This is a genomic window from Streptomyces sp. NPDC051662 (genome assembly GCF_040681655.1).
Taxonomy (GTDB): domain Bacteria; phylum Actinomycetota; class Actinomycetes; order Streptomycetales; family Streptomycetaceae; genus Streptomyces.
In genome coordinates this window covers 20,061-31,651 of the sequence record NZ_JBFAZD010000052.1, presented here as the reverse complement: position 1 = coordinate 31,651, position 11,591 = coordinate 20,061, and the positions used below count along the sequence as shown (strand labels likewise).

Genomic DNA, 11,591 nt, shown 5'->3' with positions numbered 1-11,591 from the left:
CATCTCGAAGCGTGGAGAACGGCCGCCCCAGCTGTCCCGAGAAGAACCGCAGATCAGCAGGTCGGGTGACCAGCGAGGATAAACGCCAAGCTTAGGCCCCTCCGGACCGACCGCGCGTTGGCGGTTTGGCTCCCTGGAGTATCAGGGGTAGAAGCGGCGGATCCAGTGGCGGTACGGGCCCACCGGGCCGTCCTGGTTGTTGAGTTTCGGGTGAGGAATGAATCTCTTGTGGTTCCAGATGGAGAGGTCCTGGCTGGACACGTTCCATCCGAACTCGTGCATCGCCCGGGTGAGGACGGCTGAGACAGGACGGGCGATGTTGCTGGACAGGATTGCGGGCACGGCTGTGCTGATCGTGAGGTCGACGCGGGTGATCTCCCAGAAACGGATCCGCCAGGGGGCGATGGGGGTGGCGGTGGCCCATTGGATGGCGTGGACGCCGTACTGGGGGAAGTCGACGGTGGCGTAGATGGCTCCCGGACCGATGAGGGTCATGGTCAGTTCCATCCGGGTGTCGCGCAGGAGCGGCAGGTGCCGGATGCGTTGGATGCCGGTGATCGTGAGCTGGACGCGGGCGGTGGTGTCACCGAACTCGGGTGGTGCCGTCTCCTGGATGGTGACCCCGTGCATGTATGGGAAGTGCTGGTAGTCGACGGCGTTCTCCACGAATTCCTGGGGGTTTCCTGTCAGGTCGATGGAGCGGTGCAAGGGGCCGGCGTCGATGCCCTGGGTCTGTGGCAGGTCCCAGGTAGGGGTGGGCTCGTCGGGGTGGTGCCACACCCATACGATTCCGAATCGTTCTTGGGAGGGCAGCAGTTCCAGGCCGGTCTTGGGCGGTGTGCCGTAGGGGGTGCGTACGCAGGTGCCCTCGGTGTCGAAGGCGAACTGGTGGAAGGGGCAGACCAGGAGTTCTCCGTCGACGTGGCCGCCCGCGCCCAGGTGGGCGCCCAGGTGGGGGCAGTGGGCCTCCTGCGCTTGCAGGATCCCGGAGCGGGTGCGATGGACGACGATGTCGCGGCCCATGAAGCGGTGGGTCTGTACAGATCCCGGCTTCCACAGAGTGGAGGGGCCGAGGCAGAACCAGCCGGTGGGGTAGGGCAGTGGCGGCTCTGAGGCTTGGTAGGGGGGTGTGGGGGGATCGCCGTGGCGCACCGTGTAGCGGTACTCGGACATGGGAGGCTCCTTGTTCAGTTCGGACAGGACCGCTGAGGACCGTTTCGGCGGTGGCTCCGGTACGCGGCGTATTTCGGTGGGTGGCCGACGCCGCAGGGGATGCGTTGGGCGCGGTTGCCCGTCTGGGAGCGGTTACGCAAGGGCGGGGGATATCACTCCCGGGTAGCCGGGAGAGCCGGTCCCGACCGAGATCTGAGACCGCGTGTTCCTGCGCTGTGGAGAAGTCGTGCGGCTGGGTCTCGGCCGTGGCGCGGGTGGAGGCTGGATGCAGTGCGGAGTGCGGGGCGGAAGGCGTGGTCATGGCACTGTCTTCCGTTCAGTGGTCGCGACGGCTGATCATCTCGGCCAGGGTGGCGAGTTCGGCCGCCGCCACGGGCGCCGGCCGGCTCAGGGCGAGGCGCTCGCGGGCGTCGGCGCTGTGGCGCAGGGCGCGTTGCAGGGTCCGGACCCTGGCGCCGCTCTGTTCGATCAGCTCGGCCGCGTGCCGGCACTCCTGTTCGCTGGGAGGGGTGTTCCCGCGGTAGAGGGCGCGCAGGGCATCGCCTTGCGGGGTGTGTCCGGCCATGGCGGAGGCCACCGGCAGGGAGACCTTGCGCCGACGCAGGTCGGAGAGCGCGGGTTTGCCGGTGATCTGTTCGTCGCCCCAGATGCCGAGAAGGTCGTCGACGCACTGGAAAGCGATACCCAGGTGCCGGCCGAAGGCCCGCAGATGGCCCACGCGCTCCGCGTCCGCACCGCCTGCGGTGGCGCCGAGGGCACAGGCGCAGGCGAGGAGTTCCGCGGTCTTCCCCGCCGCTACGGACAGGGCCCGGTCCTCACTGACGTCGGTGCCGGTCTCCAGAAGGGTGTCGAGGTACTCGCCCTCGATCAGTTGCTGGACGCTCTCCAGGAGGATGGGGATGGTGTGCTCGGCGCGGGGGGCTTCGGTGAGGGCCTGGACGGCGGCGAAGAACAGGGCGTCGCCGGCGAGGATCGCCGCGGGAATCCCCTTGGCGGCCCACAAGGCGGGACGGTGCCGACGCACGGGGTCGTGGTCGATGATGTCGTCGTGGAGCAGGCTGGCGTTGTGGATCAGTTCCACGGCCACGGCGGCGAGACGAGCCTGTTCCGGGTCGCCGCCGACAGCCTGGCAGGCCAGGAGTGCGAGGGCGGGGCGCAGGGCCTTGCCCTCGGCCGGGCGGTCGAGGTGAATGCGGTCGTCGGTCCACCAGCCGAAGTGCATTCCGGTGATGTGCCGGATGTGCGCGGGCAGGTGGTTGACCTGGGAGCGGATCAGCGGCCTGATGGCGCTCGCGCTGTGGGCCAGGATGCTCTCGCAGTCGCGGGGTTCGTCGGACACCGGGCCTCACCTTCGTGTGGCAGTGCGTCAGGTTGAGCAGGTGGTGGCCGGGTTCGGGACGGATCCCTTCGCTGTCCCGGTGGCTTTCAGGGCCGGGTGGCCTGGGATGCCCGGAGGCTGTCCGGTGCCGCAGTGGCGGGGTGAGCCTTCCCCCGCGGGTCCAACGGAGAGGGCGTCAGCACGGGCGGCCCTTTGGAGGTAGCGGCTGTGTTGCGCTCTTCCCGGCCTTCGGGTCGGTACTGGTTATTTGCGTGGTTGGCGCAAGGTACGTGGTTGCGCGTCGGGGGTTGATCGGCATGGTAAGCGGATGACATGGGTGTCGCGGCATCAGTACGACCCGGCGGTCGGCGGGCCGCGGACTGGAGCTTTCGTCGGCCGCTTGCGCGGGTACTCAGCGCTACAGCCCCCATACCAGCACATCCGTGGCCGTCCGGGGACGGCGCGCGGCCTGGGTAATGGGGGCACGGGCCCGCTCCGTGACTCCGGCTCACGCTCCGGCGCCCGTATCTGCCGCAGCGCTGCCGGGCGCAGGCCATACGCCCACGGCACCGAGGCGGGTTCGCTGTCGGCGGTCGGCCGGGCCGGTGCATCCCCTGTCGGTTGCGGTCAACTTTCCAGATCCGGGCGGCACGGGCCAAGGCCGGCCTCCGGGTTCACAGACCGGAGCGTCTGTCCCCGGTCGCGCACCGGGAGAGTCCCGCCGGCATCGCGGTGCGGCGCCCGCATCCGCACCGTTGCCAGGCCGACCCGGTGATGGACCGCCCGCCGCCTTGGCGGCCAGTTTCTCACAGGATTCCCTCGTGGGGCCGGGCGGCGGGAACGGTCCCGGCAGTGCGGCGGGCGCACATGCAGCGCCCCGGCGCAGACGGCCGGCGCTCAATGCCTCCCAAGCCCCCGCAGACGGGGTTGCCGCACACGACTGTACTGGCGTGCACTGAGGGGAGGAAACACATTCCGTCCGAACTCCGGCCCCAGGACCGGAGCATCGCGGGCGATCAGAATGCGCGTGCTCGCATCCCAGCAGGGAGGAACACCTCCTGATGAGTCAGCCCCCACCGCAAGGCGGCATCATCCGGTATCTCGGCGGCATCGTCGATGACGTCAAAGAGGCCGTCAACCGGCTCATCGAGCGTGCGGCGGAGCTGGAGGACAGGTTCCAGGCAGCGTTCATCTCTCTGCTGGAGGGGAACGCGGAAGGCTACGCGTCGATGCCCTCCCGACGCTCCGCGGGTGAGGGGGGACGCGACGGCGGAACTGGATGGCCTTCGCGCGGAAATAGCCACTCTGCGGGCGGATATCGCCCGCCTGTCCGAAAATTCGCCAGCATATGGCTGACCCGATGAGCCACAACGGGGACTGTGGTGGCAATGTGTCCGGTCCGCCGCCGGGCACCGCTGGGGAGCGGCTTCTCGTCCGGGGGGAGGACGGGCTGCTGATGGATTCGCTCGCCTGCCGAACGGTCTCCCTGGCGGAACTGGCCGACGACGTACGGTGCGGGCGCCGATTCCGGGCCCGGGAGGGCGCGAGCGGCAGCGAGTGCACCTACCAGGTCCTCGTCCAGATACTCCTCGCCACCCTCGCCCCCGGGGCGACGGCAGGCGCGCTGTCGGCCATGACAGGGCTGCCGTCCGCCGTCCGCGAGGGCTTCCCGACCGGCCGGACCACGTAGGACAGCGAACAAGGGCCGGGCGAGCCGGGAATCCAGCGGGGCCCGGGGAGTTTTCGTCGGCACAGCTCTCCCCTTGCGCCGCGCGAAGTTCCCCGTACCGGTGGCCGTGGGGCCGCCCTGTCACTGGAGGCTGTGTGTACGCTCGCGCGCGGTACGTCTCGGCTGTCCTGGGGCGCCTGCTCGCCGACGGGTTACGCCGCCCCGGGCGCGGGAGCTCCGAGGAAGAGAGCGGGCAGGCTCGGGCACGGGCGGTAAGGGAGTCGCTGCAGTCGCTGGGCCCGTTCTACATCAAGGTCGGGCAGATGCTCTCCACCCGCCCCGACTTCGTGTCCCCGGCGATGATCGCGGAGCTCCGCCAGCTCCACGACCAGGTCACCCCGGTTCCGTTCGAGGTGTTCGAGCCGGTCCTGGCAAAGGACTTCGGTCCCCGCTGGCCGCGCTTGTTCCGCGATATCGACACCGATACGCCGCTGGGTGCAGCCTCACTGGCCCAGGTGTACCGCGCCGACCTGGCGGACGGCACCCCGGCCGCGGTGAAGATCCAACGCCCCGGCGTCGAGCGGATCATGGCCCAGGACATGGCTGTTCTACGCCGGGCGGCGCGCCTGACCGCGCGGGCCGCGCCCCGGTTCACCACGGTGATCGATGTGCCCGCCATGCTCGGGGTGCTCTTCGACGCCATGGAGGGCGAGAGCGACTTCCACAAGGAAGCCGCCAACATGCGCCGGGCCCACCGCCTGACGGAGGGGTTCAAGCACCTGACCGTCCCCCAGGTCCTCATCGCTCCCACGAGGCGGGTCCTCGTGCAGTCCCTGGCCCCAGGCACGTCCATCCGCGACGCCGACCCCGCCGCGTTCACCACCGACGAGCGCACCGGCATCAGCCGGGACCTGATGGCGTTCATGTACCGCGGGTACTTCCTCGACCGCTACTTCCACGCCGACCCCCACCCGGGAAACATCTTCGTCGCCCCCGGTCACCCGGCCCACCTGATCGACTGGGGCATGGTCGGCCGCATCGAGACCACCATCAGCAGAAGCCTCGTCCTCGCACTGTTCAATGTCGCCGCCAATGACGGCGCCGGCCTCGCGCGGACCTGGGTCGAGATGGGACACCCCACACCCTGGGCCGACCTCGCCGGGTTCCGCACCGACATGAACACCCTCGTCCCTAAAGCCACCTCCGCCTCCCTGGACGAACTCGACTTCGGCGTCACCCTCACCGCCGTCCTGGTCCACTCCACCCGCCGAGGCATCCGATCCAGCCCCGTCATCGCCCTCCTTGGGAAGTCCTTCGCCAACCTCGAAGGATCCATCCGCCACCTGTGCCCCGAACTGTCCATCACCGACGTCTTCGCCGAGAACCTGCGCACCATCATCTTCGGCCTCGCCCGGGAAACCCTCTCCGAACAGCAAGCCGCCCGCACCGCACTCGACCTCATGATCGCCGCACCCAGCAGCCTCCACCAGGGCCGCGACATCCTGCGCAACCTCGCCGACAACGACCTCACCCTGCGCGTGGCCACTGCCAACAGACCAGGCCGCGCCCGGCCCGCGACCAACCCGAAGTACACCCGAGCGGCTCTGATCCTCGCCGCCGCCATCATCTGGGCCAACCGCAGAAAATGACCCCGGCCCCGACGCCGGCGCACCGCACCGGCCGAGCACCGAATCACACCAACTCCCCACCTCCGAGATTCTGTTCAGTACCACCTCATCGCCACGAGGACACACACATGGACATCAACGATCTACCACGATTCGACGAACCCTGGCCGGTCACGCCCCACCCGCACGCGGCCGCAACCGAGGAGCACGTGCTCCAGTGGGCGGAGGACTTCAGGGTCATTCCGGTCTACAGCAACCGCGAACGCATGGCGGCTATGCGTTCCGGATGGGCTGCCGCCTACACATTCCCCCCGCACACGCCGGTCGAGCACCTGAACATCTGGGCGGACTGCATCGCCATCGCCGAGATCTCCGACGACTACTGCTCGCGTCTGACCTCACAAGGCCGACAGGCCGACTGGGCGTCCCTCGACGTACGTTTGCGCACGGCCAGCCGGACAGGCACCTGCTCGCCCGAGGAACAAGATCCGATGGTTCGTGCCACGGCGGATATGTCCGCCCGCCTAATCGCCGTGGCAGAGCCACTGGTTCAAGACAGATGGGCCGACCACTACGACGCCCTGTGGGACGCCTGGCTGATCGAAGCATCCGGCCGCACATATACGTCCGTCGACGAATACGTGCGCATCCGGCGAGCAGCCATCGGAACGGCCATGGTCAGCGACATCCTGGAGGCCGTCGAAGGGATCGCGATCCCTTCCGATGCCTACAACACGTACCCCTTCACCACTCTGGTCGACGCATACTGCGACATCATGGGCTGGCAGAACGACATCGCTTCCTATGCGCTGGAAGCCGCCAGCGGAGAAGGAAACAACCTCGTCGCCATCCTCATTGAGCAGAACGGGCTCACCACACGGCAGGCAATGATCGCAGCCGTTCACATGCTGGGAAAGCGGATCGCCGACTACACCAACGCCGAACAGAGCCTCCCCGAGTACCTGGAACACTCCAACATTCCGGCATCCGACAGGCCGGGCGTACTTCGATGGGCCCAGGACAATCGTTCGACGATCAACGGAGTGACCTACTGGTATCGAGAGACCGATCGATACAACCTGTCAAAAACCACCCAGGAAAGGCTCATCACCGATACTCCTGGCGTGTGAGAGACGCGCGCCCGGCCCGGCACCAAGGTCATGGTGGCCCCCTGTCCGATACGCGGCGAGACGCTGGCGCACTGGCGCACCAGCCTATTCAACTGGGCTTGCCACCGCTGGAATCTGACCGATCCTGCGCCGGAGCCGACTCACCGGGCCTGGGACATCTCGGAGGTAGCTCTCTTGAACGCGCGGCACACGGGTTTCCACCTCGCGGCTTTGCTGGTGTTGCCCAGGCCCGTCTCTCAGAGTCGCGGAGGTTCAGCCTCTCCACCTTCGCACCGCTCAGTGCCCGCACGACCGGGCCACTCTCCTGCTATCCAGCAGATGCGGCGGCCTTCGCCGGGTCACTCCTCGGGGTGCTCGCGGGCGGACTTGAGGATCAGGTTCCATGTGGGACGGGAGTAGGTCTTGTCCACCTGCGTCTGGAGCTGGGGGATCAGCTCGGCGTTCGTCGCCCCGGGGTTGGCCTTGATGGCCTGTCGCGCGAGGGTCAACCGCTCGTCTCCCTGGTACGGGTAGGCCAGTCCGCGGCGGCCCTTGGGTCGTCCGCCGGCGTGGCCGCGGCCTTTCCGGTCCGCGAGGTACTGCCACAGACGCCACCGTTTCCACTTCGGGCGTCGCCGGGTCGGGAGCTCGTCCCAGTCGTCGGGGTCGGGCCACCCCTCGGGTGGGTTCTTGACGTAGTGGGAGACGGTGGCGGAGTCGGCGAACCCGCAGACCTTCGCCGCTTCGGCCGGGCCCACCATTTCTTCGGGGTCGCCGTCGAGCTTCGGGGGGTTGGTGGTGTTCGCGGCGGCGCGCTGACGCTGAAGCTCGTGGTGCCACTTCGCCCAGACGTCGCCGTCCCAGTGCATCACGCCGTCGATGACCTCGGTGTCGGGATGGCCGTTGTTCTCCCGGTCGGTCCAGAGGTTCTGAAGCGTCGGCTCGCTGATGTTGTGGACCTCGCGCAGGTCGGCGCGTGAGTAGAGCGTGCGGCCGGTCTTACGGTGCACGGTCGCCTCCTGTTCCTGTTTCGGGGTCGTGATCGCCCGGCGGCGTCATTCGGCGTCTTCCAGTTCCGGGGCCGGTACCCATGTGCGGCTGCCGGTCGGTTCGAGCCGAGTGAGCGTGGCTATGTCGTCCAGGGGGACGGCGGCAGCCCAGTCAGCGCGGCCGGGGTGGTCGGGGTGTCGGTCGCATAGCGTGGTGCGGTCTTTCTGGTGAGAGAGACATCGACGGCCAGCGCCTTGTTGCCCTTGTGTGCCGGCCGTCACTCGTTGTCTGGGGTGGTACGGCGTCGGTTCGACGCTCGGCCGGTCGGAGGTTGCCCTACTCCGCTGACGGCGGAATAATTAAACCACCTTTGCTGTGATCGGGGCGGGGCCCTGGTTCGGAGGACGGCGGTCATCAGAAGAGTGCCCCCTGATCTGTCGGGCGCTTGTCCCGGTCGCTCGGCGCCCGGTCTATGCGGAGTTCGTAGCGGGGGCGTCCGCGTTGCGGAGAGGTATGGGGTTCGGCTCGGTAGCGGCTCCAGGCCAGGAGCGGGGCGCCATGATTTACCCACCCCGCCGGGTACAGGGATGTCAGCTGATTCCAGCGGCCCCGGCTCTGGGGGATCTCCCACCGGTCCTTGACCCTGGTGATCGGCGGCAGCGTCCGCCAACCCGGGAACGCGTGGTCGTGTGCGTCCTCCACCGCCTCGTTGTCGCCGTCGCCGTACCCGTGGCCACGGTGGACGGGCCCTTCCCAGCCGCAGGTGAGGCACCCGCCCCGGAACTCCTGCTTGCCCCCCGGCGGCCGGTTGGCCGGCTGCGGGAGGGCAGGGTCGGGCTGTGGTGTGCGGGCGGGTCCAGTTCGTGGCCGAGGTCGCAGTACGCGCCGCCCGGATGTCCGGGCTGGATGTGCCACAGCTGCCCCGCGCTCTCCGGGCGGGCGCGGGTTCGTGCGTTGCGCACCCGCCAGTAGTACGTCTGTCGCGCTCGCGCGCCGCTCGGCTCGGTGACGGTCGCGGTCACGGCTTCTCGCTCCGGGCGGCGGCGAGCACTTCGCGGAGAGGATCAGCGAGCACGGCCTGTTCGTCGGGGGCGTCGAGGAACCGCGGGCCGTATGCCCGGCGGACTGCGCGGCGTGCGTCCTGGTGGCGGTCGAAGTCGGGGTAGTACGACGACCGGTCCAGCACGTCATAGCCGTGCCGGGTGAGGACGTCGGCGATGAGTGACCGGACCTTCACGGGCTCAAGGACGTTGAGGTTCGTCTCCACGGGGGCCGCGAGGAGCACACGGATCAGCTCGGACGCGCTGAGGCGGGGGTGGAGAGGCACACCGATCCGGTGGACGCCGTCTCGCTGTACCTGTCACGGTTGTTTCGGCAGGTACGCGGAGCCGCGGGTGGGGTAGGAGGGACTGGTCCGGTCCGCTCGTCGGCGGACCGGACCAGGGTCAGCTGTGAGGCTCTGCGGGGTGCTGCCGTTAGGGCAGGGGGGCGAGGGGGATGTCGAGGTATGCCTCGGTGCTCTTCGGGGATGAGAGCTCGACGGTGGACGGGGTGGTGTTGGCGTCAGAGAAGAACGGGTCGTGCGAGTCGATGATCAGCTGGAGCTGTCGGCCCTTGCCCAGCACGTAGTGGGCGGGCTGGAGAGGGAAGGTCACCGTGGTGGCCTGACCGGCAGGCCGGCCGGTGACGGTGTACGGGGCGTGGGTGATGATGCGGGCGTTGCCAGTCGCCGGGTTGAAGTCCATCAGGTAGGCGACGATCGTGGCGTCCCCCGCCGCCTGCGGCTTGACGGTGACCCGCAGCTCCAGCTCGCCCTGGACGCGCATCGGCTGCTCCAGCGGCGCCGTGGTCCAGGCCACAGCGACGGCGGCGGTCTTGTAGGTGTGGGGGCGACCCAAGCGCTCGGCCAGGCCCGTCTTGACGAGCTGCGGGGCGACGACGGCCTCGGTGCTCTTGCCCGTGGCGTCGAGGGAACGGGTCCAGCCCGGCTGCGGCTGCCCCTCGGCCATCGTCGCGTCGGCCTCGCCGGAGGCCGCGGCGCCGAGATGGAACCGCTTGCGGGGCAGGACGTACTCCTGCCAGGTGTCGTGGGACAGTTCGGACAGGAGGTTGTGCATGTACTCCGAGCGGACCCCGAACTGGGGCTGCGTCCCGTTACCGGCCGTGCCGCCGAGGTAGTGGTCCAGCCAGCGGTAGGCCGTCTCGGTCGGCTTGGCGATCAGCCCCAGGAGGCCAGGCAGTTCGCCGTTGCCGTGGTCGCCGATCTGGACGAGCAGCGACTTGGGACCCTGGAGGCCCTTGAAGAAGTCGACGACGGCGGGCACCGAGAAGATCGTCTCGTGCCAGTACGTGGTCATCAGGACCGGCAGTTCGTTGTCGTTGTACGCCTTCAGGTACTGCTTCGGCGAGCGGACCCGGGCGAACTCCTTCACCTCGTCGTCGATGGTGTTGCCGCGGATCTTCTCGATGACCCCGCGGAACTCCTTGGAGCACCGCTCCTCGCCGAACAGCGCGACGAGCGCCTCGAACGCCGCGGTGTGCACGGTGCCGTTCTCGTACAGGGAGGCGAACAGGTCTCCCCAGGCGCTGGCGCCCGCCACGGCCTTGACCCGGCTGTCCTTCGCGGCCAGCAGCAGGCTCGTCCCGGCGCCGTAGGACGCGCCGAAGCAACCGATCCGGTCCGCGTCGACGCCCTCCTGTCCGGTCAGCCAGTCGAGGATCTCGACGCCGTCGGCCACGTCCTGCGGCCCGGCGACGTCGATCTCGCCGGTTGAGCCGGCCAGGCCCCGCTGGCTGTAGGCCAGGACGGCGTAGCCGCCGAGCGCCAGGCGCGGGAACATGCCGAGGTAGGCCGTGCGGCCGATCGCGACCAGCGGGGCGGGCATGACGACCACGGGACAGGTCTGGCCCGCGAGGTTGCGCGGCACGCTCAGCGCCGCGTCGATCTGGGTCCCGTCCGCCATGACGATCGGGGTCTCGCGGTACTCGGCGATCTCGGCGTACGTCTCGTAGGTGTCGGCCAGGCCCCATTGGTCGAGCCGGCCGATGCGGCGCGGAGACGGGTCCAGCAGCGCTTCGCGGATCGCGTCCAGCGTGGCAACGTTTTCGGGGTCGAGCGCGAACGGAGCCGCCGAGTGGCCATCAACAGGCATGGGAGTGCCCGCCTTCCAGATTCCAGGAATGTGACGATCTGTCGAAGGCATGCTCTCGCTGATCGCGGCTCACCCCGGGCGGTGAACCTCCCCCATCCCTCGAAAGAATGACCCGACACCGTTCAAACCCCTCAGGTGGGCAGAGGATTGTGCTCTCCTCCCGCGGACGGCAGGGGACGTACACGGCCAAGGACCACAACGGTCCCGAGCAGCCGCGTGGATCACGAGACAGCAGCCTCACATAGGGCCCTGCCTGGCGGCGTGCCGTGGCCTCGCCGTGAGGTGCCGCCCGTGGTCGCGCGGAGCGCGATGGACACTGCCGTCGTGCGCGCAGGGCACGCCCTTGGTGGGCGGAGCGTGGGGTGGGCGGCTCGACGCCGTCCACCCCACGGCCCGGCGGTCGGCGTCCGGCCGGGCGGTGGCTCCCGCCCGGCCGGGGCTGCGGTTCGCGTGCGGCGACGCGGCACCGGGTGAGTACGGTCTGTGCGGTCTCGCCGTAGACGCTGTGGTCCTTGACCGTGCCGGTCAGCTCGACCACGGTGGTGACGGTGG

Annotated in this window: 9 protein-coding genes and 2 pseudogenes; 4 read left to right on the top strand and 7 right to left on the bottom strand. The window is 69.0% G+C overall.

Going from position 1 to position 11,591, the window contains the following annotated elements; translation table 11 throughout:
* Nucleotides 1-141: 141 nt before the first annotated feature.
* Nucleotides 142-1,173, bottom strand: coding sequence for a Rieske 2Fe-2S domain-containing protein (locus tag AB0M67_RS40885; RefSeq protein ID WP_365753220.1), 1,032 nt, complete (start codon nt 1,171-1,173; stop codon nt 142-144).
* Nucleotides 1,174-1,489: 316 nt separating this feature from the next.
* The gene (locus AB0M67_RS40880) at nt 1,490-2,512 is read right to left on the bottom strand and encodes a polyprenyl synthetase family protein (protein ID WP_365753219.1); all 1,023 of its coding nucleotides are present in this window, start codon (nt 2,510-2,512) and stop codon (nt 1,490-1,492) included.
* Nucleotides 2,513-3,552: 1,040 nt separating this feature from the next.
* On the opposite strand from AB0M67_RS40880, the gene AB0M67_RS40875 reads away from it, so the two are divergent.
* The 4 genes from AB0M67_RS40875 (at nt 3,553) to AB0M67_RS40860 (ending at nt 6,918) form a co-directional block, all read left to right on the top strand.
* Nucleotides 3,553-3,855, top strand: coding sequence for a hypothetical protein (locus AB0M67_RS40875; RefSeq protein ID WP_365753218.1), 303 nt, complete (start codon nt 3,553-3,555; stop codon nt 3,853-3,855).
* The gene (locus tag AB0M67_RS40870) at nt 3,852-4,181 is read left to right on the top strand and encodes a hypothetical protein (protein WP_365753217.1); all 330 of its coding nucleotides are present in this window, start codon (nt 3,852-3,854) and stop codon (nt 4,179-4,181) included. Before AB0M67_RS40875 ends, AB0M67_RS40870 begins: the two co-directional genes overlap by 4 nt.
* Nucleotides 4,182-4,315: 134 nt before the next feature.
* Complete coding sequence (locus AB0M67_RS40865) at nt 4,316-5,809, top strand: AarF/UbiB family protein (RefSeq protein ID WP_365753215.1); 1,494 nt, start codon at nt 4,316-4,318, stop codon at nt 5,807-5,809.
* A 107-nt stretch (nt 5,810-5,916) separates the two neighbouring features.
* On the top strand, nt 5,917-6,918 hold the full coding sequence (locus AB0M67_RS40860) for a hypothetical protein (RefSeq protein ID WP_365753214.1): 1,002 nt from the start codon (nt 5,917-5,919) through the stop codon (nt 6,916-6,918).
* A gap of 338 nt (nt 6,919-7,256) precedes the next feature.
* On the opposite strand, the gene AB0M67_RS40855 is transcribed toward AB0M67_RS40860, so the two are convergent.
* From AB0M67_RS40855 to AB0M67_RS40835, 5 genes and pseudogenes are all read right to left on the bottom strand, one after another.
* Nucleotides 7,257-7,907 (bottom strand): hypothetical protein, encoded by a 651-nt coding sequence (locus AB0M67_RS40855; RefSeq protein ID WP_365753212.1) that lies wholly within the window; start codon nt 7,905-7,907, stop codon nt 7,257-7,259.
* Nucleotides 7,908-7,952: 45 nt separating this feature from the next.
* Nucleotides 7,953-8,168 carry a DUF6211 family protein gene (locus AB0M67_RS40850; RefSeq protein WP_365753210.1) on the bottom strand — a complete coding sequence of 72 codons (216 nt, stop codon included), beginning with the start codon at nt 8,166-8,168 and terminating at the stop codon, nt 7,953-7,955.
* A 133-nt stretch (nt 8,169-8,301) separates the two neighbouring features.
* Nucleotides 8,302-8,909, bottom strand: a pseudogene (locus AB0M67_RS40845) (DUF6349 family protein).
* Nucleotides 8,906-9,229 (bottom strand): annotated as a pseudogene (locus AB0M67_RS40840) (DUF6181 family protein); the annotation flags it as partial. The pseudogenes AB0M67_RS40845 and AB0M67_RS40840, both read right to left, overlap by 4 nt.
* A 133-nt stretch (nt 9,230-9,362) precedes the next feature.
* Nucleotides 9,363-11,039: an alpha/beta fold hydrolase gene (locus tag AB0M67_RS40835; RefSeq protein WP_365753209.1), complete on the bottom strand. Its 1,677-nt coding sequence runs from the start codon at nt 11,037-11,039 to the stop codon at nt 9,363-9,365.
* Between the last annotated feature and the right edge of the window lie 552 nt (nt 11,040-11,591).